The organism is Corynebacterium sp. HMSC036E10, from assembly GCF_001836265.1.
In the GTDB taxonomy this organism is placed as follows: domain Bacteria; phylum Actinomycetota; class Actinomycetes; order Mycobacteriales; family Mycobacteriaceae; genus Corynebacterium; species Corynebacterium coyleae.
Map to the genome: position 1 here is coordinate 23877 of NZ_KV827932.1, position 18002 is coordinate 41878.

General features: G+C 62.9%; 19 protein-coding genes. 9 read left to right on the forward strand and 10 right to left on the reverse strand.

The genetic code is table 11. The annotated features are described in order from the left end of the window. The first annotated feature begins 24 nt into the window (after positions 1-24). Genes HMPREF2736_RS00865 through HMPREF2736_RS00885 form a run of 5 tightly spaced genes read left to right on the forward strand, consistent with a single transcriptional unit; the run spans position 25 to position 3524 of the window. Positions 25-399, forward strand: a complete 375-nt coding sequence (locus tag HMPREF2736_RS00865; protein ID WP_070422506.1) for a hypothetical protein — start codon at positions 25-27, stop codon at positions 397-399. Further along, positions 399-1676: an alpha,alpha-trehalose-phosphate synthase (UDP-forming) gene (locus HMPREF2736_RS00870; protein WP_070828684.1), complete on the forward strand. Its 1278-nt coding sequence runs from the start codon at positions 399-401 to the stop codon at positions 1674-1676. The genes HMPREF2736_RS00865 and HMPREF2736_RS00870 overlap by 1 nt, the downstream gene beginning before the upstream one ends. Next, positions 1673-2074, forward strand: coding sequence for a YajG family lipoprotein (locus HMPREF2736_RS00875; protein WP_070828685.1), 402 nt, complete (start codon positions 1673-1675; stop codon positions 2072-2074). The genes HMPREF2736_RS00870 and HMPREF2736_RS00875 overlap by 4 nt, the downstream gene beginning before the upstream one ends. Next, on the forward strand, positions 2068-2775 hold the full coding sequence (locus tag HMPREF2736_RS00880; RefSeq protein WP_070828686.1) for a trehalose-phosphatase: 708 nt from the start codon (positions 2068-2070) through the stop codon (positions 2773-2775). The genes HMPREF2736_RS00875 and HMPREF2736_RS00880 overlap by 7 nt, the downstream gene beginning before the upstream one ends. Further along, entirely contained in the window at positions 2757-3524 is a 768-nt protein-coding gene (locus HMPREF2736_RS00885) for a CE1 family esterase (RefSeq protein WP_246822023.1), read from the forward strand. Before HMPREF2736_RS00880 ends, HMPREF2736_RS00885 begins: the two co-directional genes overlap by 19 nt. Here the strand turns inward: HMPREF2736_RS00885 and rlmB are convergent. The 6 genes from rlmB to HMPREF2736_RS00915 all read right to left on the reverse strand — a co-directional run bounded on the left by rlmB (position 3503) and on the right by HMPREF2736_RS00915 (position 9170). After that, on the reverse strand, positions 3503-4435 hold the full coding sequence (gene rlmB / locus HMPREF2736_RS00890) for a 23S rRNA (guanosine(2251)-2'-O)-methyltransferase RlmB (RefSeq protein ID WP_070422501.1): 933 nt from the start codon (positions 4433-4435) through the stop codon (positions 3503-3505). The two genes, HMPREF2736_RS00885 and rlmB, sit on opposite strands and share 22 nt — an antisense overlap. A gap of 3 nt (positions 4436-4438) precedes the next feature. After that, a complete protein-coding gene (gene cysS / locus HMPREF2736_RS00895; protein WP_070828687.1) occupies positions 4439-5797 on the reverse strand; it encodes a cysteine--tRNA ligase in 1359 nt (452 codons plus the stop codon). Positions 5798-5802: 5 nt separating this feature from the next. Next, on the reverse strand, positions 5803-6288 hold the full coding sequence (ispF, locus tag HMPREF2736_RS00900) for a 2-C-methyl-D-erythritol 2,4-cyclodiphosphate synthase (protein ID WP_070422499.1): 486 nt from the start codon (positions 6286-6288) through the stop codon (positions 5803-5805). Further along, positions 6285-7760, reverse strand: coding sequence for an HNH endonuclease signature motif containing protein (locus HMPREF2736_RS00905; protein WP_070828688.1), 1476 nt, complete (start codon positions 7758-7760; stop codon positions 6285-6287). Before HMPREF2736_RS00905 ends, ispF begins: the two co-directional genes overlap by 4 nt. A gap of 99 nt (positions 7761-7859) precedes the next feature. Beyond that, positions 7860-8582 (reverse strand): 2-C-methyl-D-erythritol 4-phosphate cytidylyltransferase, encoded by a 723-nt coding sequence (gene ispD, locus HMPREF2736_RS00910; protein WP_070422497.1) that lies wholly within the window; start codon positions 8580-8582, stop codon positions 7860-7862. A gap of 9 nt (positions 8583-8591) precedes the next feature. After that, a complete protein-coding gene (locus tag HMPREF2736_RS00915; protein ID WP_070450262.1) occupies positions 8592-9170 on the reverse strand; it encodes a CarD family transcriptional regulator in 579 nt (192 codons plus the stop codon). Positions 9171-9327: 157 nt separating this feature from the next. Between HMPREF2736_RS00915 and HMPREF2736_RS00920 the strand changes: the two genes are divergently transcribed. Next, positions 9328-9867: a hypothetical protein gene (locus tag HMPREF2736_RS00920; protein WP_070422495.1), complete on the forward strand. Its 540-nt coding sequence runs from the start codon at positions 9328-9330 to the stop codon at positions 9865-9867. A 118-nt stretch (positions 9868-9985) separates the two neighbouring features. Continuing rightward, complete coding sequence (radA, locus tag HMPREF2736_RS00925) at positions 9986-11350, forward strand: DNA repair protein RadA (RefSeq protein WP_070483429.1); 1365 nt, start codon at positions 9986-9988, stop codon at positions 11348-11350. A gap of 10 nt (positions 11351-11360) precedes the next feature. Here radA and HMPREF2736_RS00930 read toward each other — a convergent pair whose 3' ends face one another. Next, positions 11361-12041 (reverse strand): hypothetical protein, encoded by a 681-nt coding sequence (locus tag HMPREF2736_RS00930; RefSeq protein WP_070828689.1) that lies wholly within the window; start codon positions 12039-12041, stop codon positions 11361-11363. A gap of 9 nt (positions 12042-12050) precedes the next feature. Beyond that, positions 12051-12671, reverse strand: a complete 621-nt coding sequence (locus tag HMPREF2736_RS00935) for a carbonic anhydrase (RefSeq protein WP_070828690.1) — start codon at positions 12669-12671, stop codon at positions 12051-12053. 133 nt (positions 12672-12804) lie between these two features. Here HMPREF2736_RS00935 and HMPREF2736_RS00940 point away from each other — a divergent pair, with 133 nt between their 5' ends. After that, on the forward strand, positions 12805-13557 hold the full coding sequence (locus tag HMPREF2736_RS00940) for an HhH-GPD family protein (protein ID WP_371326396.1): 753 nt from the start codon (positions 12805-12807) through the stop codon (positions 13555-13557). Here HMPREF2736_RS00940 and HMPREF2736_RS11825 read toward each other — a convergent pair. Beyond that, positions 13536-13706 (reverse strand): DUF4236 domain-containing protein, encoded by a 171-nt coding sequence (locus HMPREF2736_RS11825; RefSeq protein ID WP_083319467.1) that lies wholly within the window; start codon positions 13704-13706, stop codon positions 13536-13538. The two genes, HMPREF2736_RS00940 and HMPREF2736_RS11825, sit on opposite strands and share 22 nt — an antisense overlap. A 24-nt stretch (positions 13707-13730) precedes the next feature. Here HMPREF2736_RS11825 and HMPREF2736_RS00945 point away from each other — a divergent pair, with 24 nt between their 5' ends. Then, positions 13731-15194, forward strand: coding sequence for a lipase family protein (locus HMPREF2736_RS00945; protein WP_070828691.1), 1464 nt, complete (start codon positions 13731-13733; stop codon positions 15192-15194). Here HMPREF2736_RS00945 and HMPREF2736_RS00950 read toward each other — a convergent pair. Next, positions 15146-17887: an ATP-dependent Clp protease ATP-binding subunit gene (locus tag HMPREF2736_RS00950; protein ID WP_070422490.1), complete on the reverse strand. Its 2742-nt coding sequence runs from the start codon at positions 17885-17887 to the stop codon at positions 15146-15148. The two genes, HMPREF2736_RS00945 and HMPREF2736_RS00950, sit on opposite strands and share 49 nt — an antisense overlap. Positions 17888-18002 lie beyond the last annotated feature (115 nt).

An 18002-nucleotide genomic window follows, 5' to 3' on the forward strand; every position in this document is an offset into this window, starting at 1 on the left:
GTTCTTGCAAGGAGGAACCCCCAAGTGCCACCTAAGATCACCGATTCGCGCCCCACCGCCGAACAAACGCATGCCGTTGAGGAGCAAACTGCGTCGGGCGCCCGTCGGATCGTGGCCACTTACGCTGAGGACTTCCTGGACGGCGTAACGCTCATGTCCATGCTGGGTGTCACCCCGCAGGGCTTCGTGTACAAGCGCTACGTCGAGGACCTGGAGCAAGCAGCGGAAGAGGAAGCGCCGAAGAAGGCCACCAAGAAGAAGGCCACGAAGAAGAAAGCGTCCAAGAAGAAGGCCACGAAGAAGAAAGCGACGAAGAAAAAGTCCACCAAGAAGGCAGTAAAGAAGGCTGCCAAGAAGACTGCTAAAAAGTCGACGAAGAAGACCGCCAAGAAGGCCTAATGGGTAGCAACGAGTTCCTCGTCGTGGCCAACCGCCTGCCTGTAGACAAGGTGGGCGACCATTACGAGGTCTCCCCTGGCGGTTTAGTCGCAGCCCTCGCACCGGTACTGCGCTCCCGTGGGGGCTGCTGGGTGGGATGGCCTGGCGATACCAGCGCAGAACTCGAACCGTTTGAGTTCAACGGCATCTCGCTGGTCCCCGTGTGCTTGGACCAGGACGACTTCGAGGGCTTCTACGAGGGCTTTTCCAACTCCACATTGTGGCCGCTGTACCACGACCTCATCGTCACCCCCGAGTACAGGCAGGAGTGGTGGGAGCGCTACGTCGCCGTCAACGAAAAGTTTGCGCGGGCGACCGCCAAAGCCGCTGGCAAAAACGCCACGGTGTGGGTGCAGGACTACCAGCTTCAGCTCGTACCGGGGATGCTGCGCGAACTACGCCCCGACTTAACCATCGGCTTCTTCCTGCACATCCCGTTCCCGGCACCAGCGCTGTTCCAGCAGTTGCCGTGGCGCGACGAGATCCTCTCCGGCCTGTCCGGCTGCGACCTGATCGGTTTTCAGCGCACCACCGACGAAGAGAACTTCCGCCTGCTCACCACCGATATTCGTACTGGCACCTTCCCCATTTCTATTGATGCGGATGAGGTGCAGGCGGCGACGGAGTCGTCGATACGCACACTGCGCAATTCGCTCGGCAACCCGAAGCACGTGCTGCTGGGCGTGGATCGGATGGATTACACCAAGGGCATCCTGCAGCGGCTGCTGGCGATTGAGGAGCTGCTCGAGGAAGGCGAACTCGACGATATTGCCATGGTGCAGTTGGCCACGCCGTCGCGCGAACGCCTCGAGCACTACCGCAAGACCCGCACGGAGGTGGAGCAGGCGATCGGGCGCATCAACGGCCGCTTCGGCGAGGTCGGCCGTCCGGTCGTGCACTACATCCACCGCGGCGTGTCCAAAGACAAGCTGGGTACCTTCTACGCGGCGGCCGACATCATGCTGGTCACACCGTTTAAGGACGGCATGAACCTCGTGGCCAAGGAGTACGTCGCCGCCCACCCAAACGGCGACGGTGCGCTGGTGCTCTCCGAGTTCGCGGGTGCTGCGGTGGAGCTCAACCAGGCCTACCTGTGCAACCCGTTCGACCTGGGGTCCGTCAAGGCCGCGATTGTGGCCGCAACCAATCCTGATCCGGCACGCATGCGGGCGATGCACGACTGGGTCATGGAACACGACGTGACCCGCTGGGCGCAGGACTTCTTGGAGGCGTTGTGAAGCGCGCGCTGCTGCTCGCCCCGGTGATGCTGCTCGCGGCGTGTTCGAGCCCGCAGCAGTGGCACGTCGTTGGCGTGTACACCGACCCAGAGGCGCCCGTCGCGCGCAATACCGGCGGCGCATCCGTCACCTTTTCGGGTTCGTCATTTTCCGGCACCACCGGCTGCGCTGAAGTGTCCGGCGAGTTTGAGGGCGACGACACTGTCCGTTTGCGCGACGTCACCGTCGGCGACCCGGGCGACTGCGCCGGTTGGGCCCGCCACATGCACGACCAGTTGGCGCCCATGCTTCACGACGACACCGAGTTCACCGTCACCCGCCCAACCGATACCGACCTTGTACTCACCCTGCTCAGTGACGCCGTGGATGCCCCGGCCGTTAAACTGCGCACATGGTGATTGCTCAGGCCGAAACGTTGTTGGTATGCCTCGACTTCGACGGCACGCTTGCTGAACTCAACCCCGACCCCTACGCGGTCACAATGCATCCGGCGGCCGAGGACGCGATCCGTCGCCTTGCTGCTCTCCCCGGCACCGAGGTTGCAATCCTGTCCGGCCGCCACCTCGACGGTCTGCGCCAGGTCCTCCCTTCCGGCCTCAATGTCACCCTCGTCGGCTCCCACGGCGCCGAGCCCGGGCCCACGCTTGACGACGACTCCCGCGCCCACCTCGACGACATCGAACGCCAACTGCGCGACATCGCCATCCCGCCCGCCTATGTGGAGGTGAAGCCGTATCAGAGGGTGTTGCACGTGGCGCCGGTCGCGGATAAGCAAGCGGCCCAGGACATGCTCGACGCCGCCGCTGCCCTGCCCGCCCGCAAGATCACACTCGGCCACAATGTGGTGGAGTTTTCGGCCGTGGATATCACGAAGGGCACCTGGCTCGCCGAATACAAGCGCGACTTCGCGGCCACCGTGTTCGCGGGTGACGACGACACCGACGAAACCGCCATCGCCGCCCTCGGCCCCACCGACCTGGCGGTAAAGGTCGGCGACAAACCCTCGCTGGCGTCGCGTCGCGTCGCAGATGTTGACGCCATGGCTGAGCTCTTGGCGGAACTCGCCGACGAAAGGGAAGCATGGAACGCCTCTCGCTAGAGCACCAGGGACGCACTCGCACCTGGACCGCCGTCGAAGGCGACCCCGACACGCTCCTGCTGGTGCTGCACGGCTCGCGCCAATCCGGCAACGTGATGCGCAGCTTCACCGACCGCACCTTTGAAACCCTCGGCGCGACCGTGGCCTACCCGGACGGTGTGGAACACCACTTCAACGACCTGCGCACCGGTTTCAACGAGACCGCGCGCAGCCTGAACATCGACGACGTCGGATTCCTACGGAAGGTCATCGCACACCACGCCCCGCGTCGCGTGATCGGCATCGGCTTTTCCAACGGCGGCCAAATGGTCATGCGCCTCCTTTTCGACGCCCCCGGCCTCCTCGACGGCGCCGCCACCTTCGGCGCCTCCATGCCCGTCGAATCCAACACGTGTGTTGGCACTTCCGATTATCAGCCCACCCCGCTCGTTTCCGTCCAAGGCACCGCCGACCCGCTCGTCCCCTACAACGGCGGCGAAGCCGGGATCGGCGGCAACAACCGTGGCCAGACCCGTTCCGCAATCAACTCTGCGCAGTTCTTTGCGGAACTCAACTCGTGTGGGTGGCGGGGGGTCGTCGACAAGCGGTGCCCTGCGTATCGACGACTGGCACGGCCCCGCCCCCGTCCGCCTCATCACCATCGACGGCTTCGGCCACATGGTGCCGGTAGCCAAAACGCTCGACGCGCGGCTTGGGCCCGGCACCGACGAGATCACCGGCGGGGAGGTTATTCAGCGATTCTTCTTTGACGAGCGAACTCGCTAAGCACCACGCCCGCCGCCACCGACGCGTTGAGGGACTCCACCCAATCCGTCATCGGCACCGACATGATCACGTCGCAGTTCTCGCGCACCAGGCGTGAAATGCCCTTGCCTTCGGAGCCAACCACGATCACTACCGGGCCCGTGGCCTGGTCAAACGTGTCCAGGGTGTGCTCGCCGCCCGCATCCAGGCCGACGACCGTGTAGCCGTTGTCCTGGAACTTCTTCACCGTGCGAGTCACGTTGGTCACGCGCGCCACCGGCAACTGCGCCGCCGTACCCGCCGACGTCCGCCACGCCACACCCGTGACCTGCGCCGAACGCCGTTCCGGGATGATCACGCCGTTACCACCGAACGCCGCAGTCGAACGAATCACCGCACCAAGATTGCGCGGATCCGTAATGTTGTCCAGCACCACAAACATGCCGGGGCCATCCACCGACTCCAGCAGGTCATCCAGGTCCGCGTACTTGTACGGCTGGATCTTCAACCCAATGCCCTGGTGTAGGCCGTTACCGGTCATCGCATCCAACTGCTGACGCGGCACTTCCTGCACCGGAATGTTCTTGCTGTTCGCCAGCGCAACGGCCTCGCTCAGACGATCATCGTGGCCGGTGCCCTGCGCGACGAACAACGCCTCCGACGGCACCTTCGCCTTCAGACACTCAATGACCGGGTTGCGGCCCACCACCAGATCCGCCACCTCACGATCGTGCCGGCCCTGCGCGCGGCGCTTTTGCTCCAACTTGCGCTTATGCGCCGCGTGGTAGACGCGATCCTCAGCCTTCGGCGTCGCACCCTTGCCCTTCAGGCCACGGCGACGCTGCCCGCCAGAGCCCTTCGTTGGGCCCTTCTTGTTCTTCTTCTGTACGTCACGACGCTGATACGGTTTCGCCATCGTCTACTCCTTTACCTGCCACTGCGGCCCCTCGGCCGTGTCGGTCACTTCAATTCCCGCACGCGCCAACCGGTCGCGCACCTCGTCCGCCGTGGCCCAATCCTTCTCCGCACGCGCGGTCGCACGGCGTTCCAGTTCAGCTTCCACCAGCACGTCTAATGCCTTGCTATTGCCATTGCTTGACGACGACGGCCACGCCCCCGGATCAACACCCAACACCGCCGCCATCGCACGCACCTGCGCCGCGATCGGGGCCGGATCGGCTGCCTTATTGCCCTCGCGCACAAGGTTGTGGATTTCTGCGAGGGCTTTCGGGACGGCGAAGTCGTCGTTAAGCGCCTGCTCAAATGCCTCAGTCCACGTCGACGGCTCCGGCATACCTGCGCGCTTCACAAACTCCTCAATGCGCCTAAAGCCGGCCGCAGCTTCCTTGAGCGCCTCCGGCGAATACTCCAACACGCTGCGGTAATGCGCCGACCCGAGGTAGTAACGCAACTCCACCGGGCGCACCTCCTCCAGCATGTTGTCGATGGACAGCACATTGCCCAGGCTCTTCGACATCTTCTCGCCAGCCATGGTCACCCAGTGGTTGTGCATCCAGTACTGCGCGAAATCATCGCCCGCCGCATGCGACTGCGCCTGCTCGTTCTCGTGGTGCGGGAACTGCAGGTCAAGGCCACCACCATGGATGTCAAACGTGCCACCCAGGTACCACGTGGACATCGCCGAGCACTCCAAGTGCCACCCCGGACGCCCATCGCCCCACGGGGTCGGCCAACTCGGCTCACCCGGCTTCGCCGCCTTCCACAACGCGAAATCACGTGCGCCACGCTTGCCCGCGTTCGACGTCTCCCCCTGCTCCATCTCCTCAACCTTGTTGCCGGAAATCGAGCCGTAATCGCCGCCCGCCTTCACCCAAGCGTCGACGTCGAAGTACACCGAACCGTCCGCTGCATAGGCGTAGCCGTTATCAATCAGGCGCTGCATGTAATCGACCATCTGCGTCACATGCCCAGTCGCCCGCGGCTCCACCGACGGCGGCAACACACCAAGCGTGTCGTACGCGCGGGTGAACTCACGCTCGTACGTGGACACCCACTCCCACCAGGGGCGATTGTGCTCATCTGCTTTGGCGAGAATCTTGTCGTCAATATCCGTAACGTTGCGCACAAACGCGACGTCGTTGCCCTTCGCCGCAAACCAGCGACGAACAATATCGAACGCAACACCCGAACGCAGGTGGCCAATATGCGGCTTCGCCTGCGGAGTGGCGCCACACAAATAAATCGAAACGTGGCCAGGATTCACCGGCTCGAAGTCTCGCAGCGTGCGGGGCTTGGTGTCGAAAATACGTTGATTCACGCCGTTTATCCTACGTTGCCGTTCAGTTCCACCAACGCAGTGGCAATCGCCGCCCGGCCCTCACCCGAACCAGTGAACCCCATGTGGTCCGTCGTCGTTGCCGACACCGACACCGGAGCACCCAAAGCCTGCGACAACACCCGCTCTGCCTCCTCACGCACCGGGCCCATCTTCGGGGTCTGCCCAATCATTTGTGCAGAAACATTGACGACGGTGTGGCCGTGGTCGTCTACAAGCGCACGGAGCTCCTCGAGCAACTGCACCCCTCGGACCCCGTCATACTCCGGGCGGCCGACCCCGACGAACGAGCCGAGATCTCCAAGGCCCGCCGCCGACAGCACCGCGTCCACGATCGCGTGGCTGACAACATCGCCATCTGAATGACCTTCGCAACCATCCTGGCCCTCGTGCAGAATTCCGGCGATCCAGCACTCCTTCCCGGCCTGGATCTGATGGGCATCGAAGGCAGTACCAACTCGCAGATTCGTCATGGACTGAACACTACCCACTCCGGGGACGCCGAGTCGTATTCTTCGAAGCCCTCGCGCTCCAGTTCGAGGTCGCGCAGGTGTCTCTTCAGCGAGGCGAGGAGTTCCGGCGTAATCTCCGGCATCTTCTCCGGCGCATACTCGAACTTGCGGCCAAACTTATCCTCCAGCGTGGTGATCGTTTCCACGCAGGCTTCCCAGTCGTAGTCCTTTTCGTACTGCTCCACCGCCGAGTGACACCGGGCGTTGAACTCCGCACTGTCGCGGCGCCGCTTCCGACGCTGTTCCAGAGTGGACTTCCACCGCGGGTTTTCACCTTCGGCGAGATACTCGACGATCAAGCCGTCGGGTTCGCTGACCTGGAAGGTGCCGTCATCGAAAAGCCAGACGACTTCGCCCGTGACGTGATCGACCACATAGGTAGCGCGGCGGTCCGTCTTGATGTTGTGGTGACGCTGGCACAGACAGAACAGGTTCGACGGCGTCGTTTTGCCGCCGTTGCCGTAGGGAATGCGGTGGTCGAGCTGGCAGCGCTTCGCGGCAACGTTGCAACCCGGCCAACGGCAGGTACCGTCGCGGGTTTGCACGAACGCCTTCATTGCTTCGGTGGGCACATAGGCGTCAGTCTCGGCATGTTCAGCCTCGTCGAGGTCGATGACCTTCACCTTGGCGGTTTCTTTGAGCGCATCGATGATTTCCGTGCCGTCTGCCCCCGACCAGCCGAAGCCGGGAACGAAGTAGCCGGCGCCTGGGGTCTTCGGCGAAAACACGTGCAGCACCAACTGAATCGACGAGTGCTGCTGGCCGGTGAGGATCATCTGCAGTGCATCGTCACGACTGAGCTTGTGTTCCTTCGCGACGGCACCGACATACATATCCATCAGACCAATCGTTGCCGAGTCGCCAGAGATATTCAGACCGGCGTCCCCGTCGTCTTGGCCATAGAACACGCCTTGGCAGGTGCCGAATGGCGCATCTTTTGCTTTCTTGCGAGCTTTCGTTTTCTTCGGGCTTGGTGCCAACTTCGCATCAACCTGCTTGATCCGGTCCCGCAGGCGGCGCTTTAGCGACGTCGCCGATGGCAACTCCATCCCGGCGGAACGCGGCGTGAACACCTTGACTAGGTAGTCGTCGAACTCAGCCAACACTTCGGGCGTGGCGAGATCGTTCAACCGGTTTAGCACGGTCTCGATTGCGCTAAGGCGCGTGATATCTAGCCGTCGCATATCAGCCTGCATTTGGCGTAGTTTCGGCAGGTCTGCCAAGACGCTATACCCAAGAATTCCGCTTTCAGCCCAGCTCACGGTACGGCCGGCGGCGCTTGCGATGCGCTGGCTTACCAGTTCGAAGTCGTCGATAATCGCACCGGGCTCAGCGTAAGCGTGAAAGATACTGTATTCCGCGTCTCGCATCGCTTGACCTGCGACGCTAATCTGGTCATCCTGACGTTCTGTTGCGAAGTATCCGGTAGACACTGTCCCCCCTTTCGATCTTTCAATCGAACATACATGCCACCACCGCGACAATGCAAGGGTTTTTCGAAACTTTTTAGATAATTCGTTCGAACGCCCTAGCTAGTTGCCGGGGATCTCGAACACGGTCGGCTCGGCCTCATCGGTAATGCTTTTCGCCAGGCGAAGATCGATCGGGGTGGTAATCTTGAACGCCATCGGATCGCCCTGAACAGTGGTGACGGGGGCGCCGTACCACTCCATTAGAGACGCGTCATCAGTTGCCACGAACTCGGGCGACTGCTCAAGGTAAGCACGGTTGGCGGCACGCAATTGGCGCAGGTCAAAGCCTTGCGGTGTCTGTGCGGCCCGCAAACGGCTGCGGTCCAGCGTCGCCTCCACCGCATCCACCGCACCCCCACTGACCTGTTTAATGGTGTCCGCGACAGGTACAACCGGCACCACCGCGGGCGCGCCATCGAGCACGGCACGGGCCACGCGGGCAATCATGCCGGGAGGGGTGAGGGCGCGGGCGGCGTCGTGGACGAGCACGCAGGCGTCGTCAAGCGAAATTGCTTCGAGCGCTGCGTAGATGGAGTCCGCGCGCTCCGCACCGCCATGCACAAACTGCACGTCGTGCCCCCGCAGGCACTGTCGGGCATGCTCCTCCATCGCAGGACTGATGACGACGACCACCTGGTCCACAATCTCGGAGGTTTCCATCGCGGTGACGGAACGCTCCAAAAGCGTGCGCCCGCGCAACGGGACGTACGCCTTTGGCACCTCAGCGCCCAGCCGGGTGCCCTGACCTGCTGCGGCAACAACCGCTACAACACGGCGGTCCAAGGGCTCGTCTTACTCGTCGTCGAAAGAAAGCTCGTCGAGGTCAACATCATCTTCGGCGTCAACATCGCCCGGCGCCTCGGAGATACCGGCCTTGACCTGCTCGTCGATGATCTTCTGGATCTCGGCTTCCATCTCCTCGACCTTCTTCTCATCGACAGGCTCTGCAAGCGCGAGCTCGCCGACGAGAATCTGGCGAGCTTTGCCAAGCATGCGCTTCTCACCAGCAGAAAGACCCTTGCCCTGGTCACGGCGCCACAGGTCACGTACAACCTCGGCCACCTTATTAATGTCGCCGGAGGCAAGGCGCTCCTGGTTCGCCTTGTAGCGACGAGACCAGTTGCCGGCCTCCTCAACATCCGTCTCACGCAGCACGGAGAACACCTTCTGCAGGCCCTCCTCGTTGACTACGTCACGCACACCGACAAGCTCGGAGTTCTTTACGGGCACGCGAACCTCAAGGTCTGAGTGGAGAATCTGCAGCACCAAGAAGTCCAGCTTCTCGCCGCGCATCTCACGCTCTTCGATGTCGGCGATACGCGCCGCGCCGTGGTGCGGGTAAACGACCACTTCTCCGACCTTGAATTCCATAAACGCTCCTTGGTGCTCCCGGCGAAGTTTTGACCCCACAACCCTACCACCGCCTTCAAAGCTCCGAATAGGGGATAAAATGGGAAAAGTTGCTGTCTAGGCGCTAAAGTATTCCAGAGAATAACCTTCGAAACCGTTTGACTATGGAGGACCCCACGTGAAGTCCCTGAAGCAGGTAGCCGTTATCGCTGCCGCTGGCTGCGCATCCTTGGCCCTTGTTGGCTGCTCCGCTGGCCAGATTACTCAGACCTCGAACCAGGTCGCTGCTGTGGATGGTGCCAGCGCCGCAACCGAGAACGGCGAAGTTGCTGTGCAGGATGTCACCGTCGTCTTGGCTGAGGACGGCAAGGCTGCCCTCAAGTTCACCGCGACGAACCAGGACACCTCCATGACGGATCACACGTTGAAGTCCGTCACCGCTGGTGGCAACACCGTCAAGATCGCAAACAACAACACGATTAAGTACAACTGCGTGTTGGTTGCTGATTCCGCCGAGGGCCTCGAGCGCCTGCCGCAGGATGACGCGAACTGCATCAGCTACACCGCTACCTCGCTGGCTAACGACGATTTCGCGTACGGTGGCAACGTCCCGGTCACGTTCAACTTTGACACCGGCTCCATCGACGTTGTGGCTACCGTGTCTGCCCCGCACCTCGTTTCGGGCCAGGTTGACCGCGAGACTGGCGCGAAGCACTAAGAGCTTTTCGCTTATCGACGAACACATGCCGCTGGGTTAACCAGCGGCCTTTTCGTTTTCGAACACTTTTCGAACACTTGCAGGCTCCGTGTCGTGTGCGTGTTATACGGTGTCGCACATGGCTAAGAAACCTCGCGTGATCCACACGTGCTCCGAATGCGGCTACTCTTCCCCGAAGTGGCTCGGCCGCTGCCCTGAGTGCGGGTCGTGGGGAACGTTGCAAGAAGAAGCGCCGGCTGCGGTTTCCGCAGGTCCGGTAAAGACATCTGCGCTGACACCGACGTCGCCCGCGACCCCGATCACGAAGGTGAACGCGACTGCGACGCGCACGTTGCCCTCTGGCATCCGGGAACTCGACCGGGTGTTGGGTTCCGGTGTCGTGCCGGGGTCGGTGGTGCTGATGGCCGGTGAGCCGGGCGTGGGTAAATCGACGCTGTTGCTTGAGGTGGCATCCCGGTGGGCGGCGATGGATGGCCGCAAGGCGCTATACGTGACTGCTGAGGAATCTGCAGGCCAGGTCCGTGCCCGTGCTGAACGCACCGATGCGTTGAAAGACACGCTGTACTTGGCGGCGGAGTCGAACCTGGACGTGGTGTTTGGCCACGTCCAGCAGGTCAACCCCTCGTTGCTCATTGTGGATTCGGTGCAGACCATGCACGCCGCGGGTGTGGAGGGTGTTGCGGGTGGGGTGGCACAGTCCCGCGCAGTAACGGCTGCGCTGACCACACTGGCGAAGACGACGAACCTGCCGATCATCCTGGTGGGGCATGTGACTAAGGACGGCAACGTGGCCGGCCCGCGCGTGCTCGAGCACCTGGTGGATGTGGTGTTGAACTTTGAGGGTGACAGGCAGTCGTCGTTACGCATGCTGCGTGGCATGAAGAATCGCTTCGGGGCGACGGACGAGGTGGGGTGCTTCGAGCAGACCGCTGGTGGCATCCGGGAGGTACCGGACCCATCGGGGCTGTTCCTCTCTCACCGTGGGAAGACTCCGGACGGTTCTGCGGTCACGGTGGCGATGGATGGCGTCCGGCCGATGCTGGCGGAAGTCCAGGCACTTACCGTCGATCCGGTGAATAAGAGCCCGCGACGCGTGGTCACGGGCTTGGATTTCAACAGGGTGCCGATGGTGCTCGCTGTCCTGCAGGCACGCTGCGGGCAGCGCACGAATGACAAGGACGCGTACGTAGCAACCGTTGGCGGTGTGAAGATCACCGAAACAGCAACGGATCTTGCGGTCGCGCTGGCTACATGGTCGAGCCTGCACGAAACACCGCTGCCGCCGAAGACTGTGGTCATCGGCGAAGTGGGCCTCGCGGGTGAACTACGAAGGGTGCCTAACCTCGGACGCCGCCTGCAGGAGGCGGCGAGGTTGGGATACGAAAACGCGATCGTGCCCAGCGGAGAACTCGAACCGGTCGAGGGAATGCGGGTCAGTCAGGTCTCTACGCTCGGGGAGGCGATCGCGCTGTTAGCTAAATAACTACAAGAAACTAGGTGATGTTGAAGGGGGCTGCTTCCGAAGCATTGTCGCCGATGACCGTGTGCAGGAAGTAGGACCCCGGCTCGATCGCGGGACGGTCATCACACTTACCCGGCTGAGATACGGTGCCGGACCAGCGAGCCTGGTAGCCCTGCTTCTCCCCCGCCTTGTAGGTCTGGGTGCCGGACACGACGGGCTGGTAGCAGTCGGTGTCTGCCCACATGCGCTCGTTGGTACGCATGTCGTACACCTCGAAGCGCAGGATGTTCTCGTCAAGGTCGATGACGCAGTCGGTGTCGGTCGGGTTTTCCACTTCCATGTAGAACACCGGCTCGGTGCCTGCGGCATAGGACGGCTGGTTCGGCAACGCCTTGATCCGTAGGTCCTTGAGTTCGCATGCGCCAGTGCGGGCCGGTGCGGCCTCAACACTGGAAGGTTCCTCGGACGGGGATGCGGACGCAGTCTCAGACGTAGATTCCTCAGGCGCGGCGACGGTCGGCTCGGTAGCCACGGTCGGGTTCACGGTTTGCTCGGTGGAGGTTTCGGTTGCCCCATCCGATCCGGATCCGCCGCTGCGGGCCATGGCGGAAAGCGCCCAGACCAGCAACGCCACAACCACGAGGAGGATGACGAGGGCCGCGACGCGGCGACGCATGTAGATCTCCGGGGGCAATGGGTGCTGGTTCGACATGCTTATAACTTAATCACCGAAGTTTTCGTAAGTGGTCTCGACACGGCCGTCGGACAGACGGTAACGCGCACCAACCACACCGATGCGGCGCTTTTCCAGTCCGGTGACGACGGCGGGGATGCGGGCAACCAGGTGCTCGGCGCCGTGGCGGGCGTGGGCTTGTTCGACCTGTTCGCCGCGCTTTTCGGCCTCGACGATGGATGGGGCGATCTTCTCGACGAACAGGCGGGTCAGGCCGTGCGGGATCTCGCCGGACTCGAACGCCTGAACTGCGGAGCCGACAGCGCCGCACTTTTCGTGGGACAGGAACAGCACGAGGTCTACGCCGAGGCCGTCGACGGCGAACTCGACGGATGCGGAGACAGCTGAGTCGACGCAGCCGCCGGCGGTGCGGATGACGAAGATGTCGCCGAAGCCGGCGTCGAAAAGCAGCTCGACGGGCACGCGCGAGTCAGAACAACCGATGACACATACGGCTGGGTTCTGGCCGGAGGTGAGCTGCTGGAGTGTTTCGGCGTCGCGGTGCGGGGCGACGGTGTTGCCGGTGGCGAATCGCTCGTTGCCTGCGCGAAGCAGGTCCCACACTTCGCGCGGGGAGGTAGCGGCCTGGAGCTCTGTTGCATTAGTCATACCGGCTATTGTGGCACGCATTGTGCAGAATATTCGCCCAAATCAGATAGTTGATTGGTATCGCGCCAACGCACGGGATTTGCCGTGGCGCAAACCGGGCACGTCACCGTGGGGTGTGCTGATCAGCGAGGTCATGAGCCACCAAACTCAGGTGGAGCGTGTTGCCCCCATTTGGTTGGAGTGGATTGAGCGCTGGCCGACTCCGCACGATTTTGCGCAGGCGCGTATCGACGACATCCTGCGCGCCTGGGCCAACCTCGGCTACCCACGGCGGGCGTTGAGGTTGCGGGAGTGCGCGCAGGTGATCGTCGATAAGCATGGCGGCGTTGTGCCGGACGATGTGGACGCGCTGCTGGCACTGCCTGGCATTGGGGACTACACGGCGCGGGCGGTGGCGTGTTTCGCCTACGGGAAGAACGTGCCGGTTGTGGACACGAATGTGCGTCGCGTGGTGGCGCGTGTGGAGCGCGGCCAGGCGCTGGGGGTGCCGGGGAAGAAGGAAATCCAGGAGGTTGCGCACCTGCTGCCGGAGGACAGCGGTCCGGAGTTTTCGGTCGGGCTGATGGAGCTTGGTGCGCTGGTGTGCACCGCGAAGGCGCCGAAGTGCGATGCGTGCCCGGTTGCGCAGGATTGTGCCTGGTTGGCGGCGGGCAGGCCGGAGCCTGAAGAGGGGCAGCGGCGACCGTCGCAACGTTTTGAGGGCACGGATAGGCAGGTGCGTGGCAAGATTATGAAGGTACTGCGCGAGGCAGATTCGCCGGTTGAGCAGGCGATTATCGACGCCGTCTGGCCCGACGACGCCCAACGCTCACGCGCCCTGTTCTCACTGTTGGAGGACGGCCTCGCTGAACAGGATGAGCGCGGTTACTTCCACTTACCGCGATAGGTCAGTCCACCCGGCAGCTTGACCCATACGCCGCCGCGGGAGTTGATGGTCACTGGCCCGACGCGTTTGGAGGCGGAAACGCCCGAACCGGAGTAATTCAGCCAGCTGTCCTTGCTGAGCTTCTGGCGCTTACGAAACTGGAATCCCATAGCCGGCAGTTTACACTGCTGTACATGCAAAAACGTTGGTGCTCCCTGCTCATTCCGGTGTTATTGGCCCCATCCGCGCAGGCTGCGGACCTGAGCGCGGAGTCGTTGTCGTCGCTGTCGTCGGTGGGGTCGTCGACACTCGAGGTGGTACGCGACGCGTCGTCGTTGTCGTCGCTTCCGGAGTCATCGTGGAAACCACTGGCCGGCGCACCAGGTAACGAGGCGGGTTCCCTCGACGCAGTGAAGCGGGTGCCAGGGTCGACCGGCCAGCGCATCCGCTACACCACCACGAATGACAAGGGCGAGAAGGTCGCGGTGACCGGGGCGTTTTACAAGCACCGCCGCGCGAAGGGACTCATCGCGCTCGCACCGGGCACGCGTGGTCTGGGTGATCAGTGCGCGCCGTCGGCAGGCTCGTCCATGCTGGTGCGCATCGAAGACGGCACCGTGAACATTAACTATGAGGCGCCCCTGGTACAGAAGCTGCTGGATGCCGGCTATTCCGTAGTGGTCACCGACTACATCGGGTTGGGCACCGATGGGTTGCACACCTACTTGAACAGGGTGGATCAGGGGCATGCGCTTATCGACGCCGCCCGCGCCGTTGCAAAACCAAACCAAAAAGTGGGCTTCTGGGGCTACTCCCAAGGCGGTGGCGCTGCCGCGGCCGCTGCGGAACTCGTCGCCGACTACGCCCCCGAACTCAACGTGATGGGAACGTTCTCCGGTGCTCCGCCAGCCGACCCGCTGGGTGTGCTGGAGCAAGGTACCGCCCCGATGCTTACTGCTGTGGCCGGTTTTGCCGCTGCGAGCTACTCCGAAAGCTACTCGGAATTCGGCGAGGCCCTGCAGGAACACCTCACCGACGAGGGCAAAGTCTGGCTCGAAGGACTGAAAAACTCGTGCGTGGTCGACGCCTCGTTGTCTGCGCCGGCCGACCCTTCCACACTGTTCACCGCAGGCAACTCGTTCGCTGAAGTGGTGCACTCGGATGAGCGGCTGGCGAAGTATCTGGAACTGAACAAAATGGGCACCGTCGCGCCGTCTGCGCCGATCATGGTGATGACGAATGCCGACGACGACCTCGTTCCGGAGCCGCAAGCCACCCAACTGGCAGAGGACTATTGCGCCGTCGGTGCGCAGGTGGAGTACCGACGCGTGGTGGTGCCGGGTTCCCCGACGCAACCGTTGTCGTCGGGGCGTCTGCAGTTGACGCCACGCGTTCCTGGTTCGGGCCATGCCGCTCCCCTGCTTTTGCAGGCCGATAATGCGATTGCGTGGATGGATGATCGTTTCGCCGAACAGCCTATGAAACGGGTGTGCCCCTCCGACCATCCTGCATATGAGGTGGTGAAGGGGCTTGACGCGGTGGAGATCACCGCGTTAGTCCTCGGCATCCTTGGGATGCTGGGGATACTCGGTGGCGCAGCCTGGTGGGGCTACACCGGCTCGGGGCCGTTGTCTTCCTTGCCCTCGTTGCCGTTCTGATCTTCCGCGGTCGTGTCGCGTTCATCCGGGAACTCGGAGGCTTCAGACTCCGGCTGGGTGCGCTCCGGCTCGATGTCGCGGACCTCTTCTTCCAGCTCGACGTCGAAGGCCTCCGCTGGCAGCGGGCGTGGACGTGGGGTGAAGGTGAAGGTCGCATCCGGGGCGGCCTTGCCGCGATCCTTGCGGGCCGTCTCCACGTCGCCATCCCAACCCTCGACGTCCACGGTGATGATCTCCCCGGCACCGATCTCGCCGAAGAGGATCTTCTCGGACAGGATGTCCTCGATCTCCCGCTGGATGGTGCGACGCAGCGGACGTGCACCCAGCACGGGGTCGAAACCACGGACTGCAAGCAGGTTCTTGGCGTTCTCGGTGAGCTCGATGCCCATGTCCTGCGCGGCCAGGTTCTTGTCCACTCGAGCGATGAGCAGGTCCACCATCTGGACAATCTCTTCCTGGGAGAGCTGCTTGAACACGACGATCTCGTCGATACGGTTCAGGAACTCCGGGCGGAAGTGCTTCTTCAGCTCGTCGTGGACCTTACCCTTCATGCGCTCGTACTGCGCCTCGGAATCCGCGGCGGTGTCCCCGGTGAAGCCCAGGCCGACCGGCTTGGAGATGTCGGAGGTACCCAGGTTCGAGGTGAAGATCAGCACCGTGTTCTTGAAGTCCACGTTGCGGCCCTGGCCGTCGGTGACGTGGCCTTCTTCCAGCACCTGCAGGAGGGTGTTGTAGATCTCCTTGTGGGCCTTCTCGATCTCGTCGAAAAGCACGACCGAGAACGGCTTGCGGCGCACCTTCTCGGTGAGCTGGCCGCCCTCTTCGTAGCCGACGTATCCCGGAGGGGCACCGAAGAGACGCGACGCCGTGAAGCGATCGTGGAACTCGCCCATGTCCACCTGGATCAGGGAGTCGTCGTCGCCGAAGAGGAACTCTGCAAGCGCCTTCGACAGCTCCGTCTTACCCACACCGGACGGGCCAGCGAAGATGAACGAACCGGACGGACGGTTCGGATCCTTCAGACCTGCGCGGGTGCGGCGGATGGAACGGGACACAGCCTTAACAGCCTCGTCCTGGCCGATGATGCGCTTGTGCAGCTCGCCTTCCATGTTGAGCAGGCGCTTCGACTCGCTCTCGGTGAGCTTGAACACCGGGATGCCGGTCCAGTTGGCCAGCACGTCAGCGATCTGCTCCTCGCCAACCTCGGCGATGTCCTCGAGGTCGTCCGAGCGCCACTTCTTCTCCTTCGCGGCGCGCTCCTCGGTGAGCTTGCGCTCCGTTTCGCGCAGGCTGGCTGCCTTCTCAAAGTCCTGGGCGTCGATCGCCGCTTCCTTTTCCTTGCGGACCTCGGCGATACGGTCGTCGACCTCACGCAGGGAATCCGGGGCGGTCATGCGCTTGATGCGCATGCGGGCGCCGGCCTCGTCGAGAAGATCGACTGCCTTATCCGGCAGGAAACGATCGTTGATGTAGCGATCCGACAGGTTCGCGGCGGCCTTGAGCGCATCGTCGGTGTAGGACACGCGGTGGTGCGCCTCGTAGCGGTCGCGCAGGCCCTTGAGAATCTGGATGGTGTCCTCGATGCTCGGCTCGTCCACCTGCACCGGTTGGAAACGACGCTCAAGGGCGGCGTCCTTCTCAATGTGCTTGCGGTACTCGTCAAGCGTGGTGGCACCGATGGTCTGGAGCTCGCCACGAGCCAGCTTCGGCTTCAGCAGCGAAGCAGCGTCGATCGCACCTTCGGCGGCACCGGCGCCGACGAGGGTGTGGATCTCGTCGATAAACAGGATGATGTCGCCGCGCTGGTTGATCTCCTTGAGCACCTTCTTCAGGCGCTCCTCGAAATCACCGCGGTAACGCGAACCTGCAACCAGGGAGCCCAGATCCAGCGAGTAAACCTGCTTGTCCTTCAGGGTCTCCGGGACGTTGCCGTTCGCAATGTCGAGCGCCAAGCCCTCCACGACGGCAGTCTTACCGACGCCCGGCTCACCGATGAGCACCGGGTTGTTCTTGGTACGGCGCGACAGGACCTGCATGACGCGCTCGATTTCCTTGTCACGGCCCACAACCGGGTCGAGCTTGCCTTCCTTGGCAGCTGCGGTGAGGTTACGGCCGAACTGGTCGAGTACGAGCGAGTTGGAACGCTCGCCGCCCTGCGGGCCGCCACCACCTGCGCGGTTGCCGCCAGCACCCGCACCTGCAAAGCCCGGTCCGCCGCCCTGCTGCGGGGACTCCGGATTCTGTGCCTCGCCGCCCTCGTAACCAGACAGCAACTGGATAACCTGCTGGCGCACACGCGGCAGGTCAGCGCCGAGCTTGATCAGCACCTGGGCTGCAACGCCCTCGCCCTCACGGATCAGGCCGAGCAGCAAGAACTCGGTGCCGATGTACTTGTGGCCCATCTGCAAACCCTCACGCAGGGAGAGTTCCAGGACCTTCTTGGCGCGCGGGGTAAACGGGATGTGGCCGGTGACCGGCTGGGTGCCGTGGCCAATGATGTCGATGACCTCGCGGCGCACATCCTCAAGGTTGATACCCATGGATTCGAGGGCCTTCGCGGCGACGCCCTCGCCTTCCTTAATCAGGCCGAGCAGGATGTGCTCGGTGCCCATGTAGTTGTGATTGAGCGCGCGCGCTTCCTCCTGCGCCAGGACGATGACGCGACGGGCCCGGTCGGTAAACCGCTCGAACATATGGCTGACCCCTTCTATAGCTAAATCGTTGTCCACCACCATAACGCCGGGGTGCGACATCACTTCCCACGTTTTGGCTGCCGGGGGCGTGGAATCTTCGAAAAGCAGTGCTCAG

What these genes read in the sequence shown, in the direction of transcription:
- ispF (WP_070422499.1), bottom strand. Translation starts at nt 6,288, where the DNA reads ATGACGAATCTGCGAGTTGGTACTGCCTTCGATGCCCATCAGATCCAG.
- HMPREF2736_RS00945 (WP_070828691.1), top strand. Translation starts at nt 13,731, where the DNA reads ATGCAAAAACGTTGGTGCTCCCTGCTCATTCCGGTGTTATTGGCCCCA.
- HMPREF2736_RS00930 (WP_070828689.1), bottom strand. Translation starts at nt 12,041, where the DNA reads ATGTCGAACCAGCACCCATTGCCCCCGGAGATCTACATGCGTCGCCGC.
- HMPREF2736_RS00915 (WP_070450262.1), bottom strand. Translation starts at nt 9,170, where the DNA reads ATGGAATTCAAGGTCGGAGAAGTGGTCGTTTACCCGCACCACGGCGCG.
- HMPREF2736_RS11825 (WP_083319467.1), bottom strand. Translation starts at nt 13,706, where the DNA reads ATGGGATTCCAGTTTCGTAAGCGCCAGAAGCTCAGCAAGGACAGCTGG.
- HMPREF2736_RS00885 (WP_246822023.1), top strand. Translation starts at nt 2,757, where the DNA reads ATGGAACGCCTCTCGCTAGAGCACCAGGGACGCACTCGCACCTGGACC.
- radA (WP_070483429.1), top strand. Translation starts at nt 9,986, where the DNA reads ATGGCTAAGAAACCTCGCGTGATCCACACGTGCTCCGAATGCGGCTAC.
- rlmB (WP_070422501.1), bottom strand. Translation starts at nt 4,435, where the DNA reads ATGGCGAAACCGTATCAGCGTCGTGACGTACAGAAGAAGAACAAGAAG.
- HMPREF2736_RS00880 (WP_070828686.1), top strand. Translation starts at nt 2,068, where the DNA reads ATGGTGATTGCTCAGGCCGAAACGTTGTTGGTATGCCTCGACTTCGAC.
- HMPREF2736_RS00935 (WP_070828690.1), bottom strand. Translation starts at nt 12,671, where the DNA reads ATGACTAATGCAACAGAGCTCCAGGCCGCTACCTCCCCGCGCGAAGTG.
- HMPREF2736_RS00950 (WP_070422490.1), bottom strand. Translation starts at nt 17,887, where the DNA reads ATGTTCGAGCGGTTTACCGACCGGGCCCGTCGCGTCATCGTCCTGGCG.
- HMPREF2736_RS00870 (WP_070828684.1), top strand. Translation starts at nt 399, where the DNA reads ATGGGTAGCAACGAGTTCCTCGTCGTGGCCAACCGCCTGCCTGTAGAC.
- HMPREF2736_RS00940 (WP_371326396.1), top strand. Translation starts at nt 12,805, where the DNA reads ATGAGCCACCAAACTCAGGTGGAGCGTGTTGCCCCCATTTGGTTGGAG.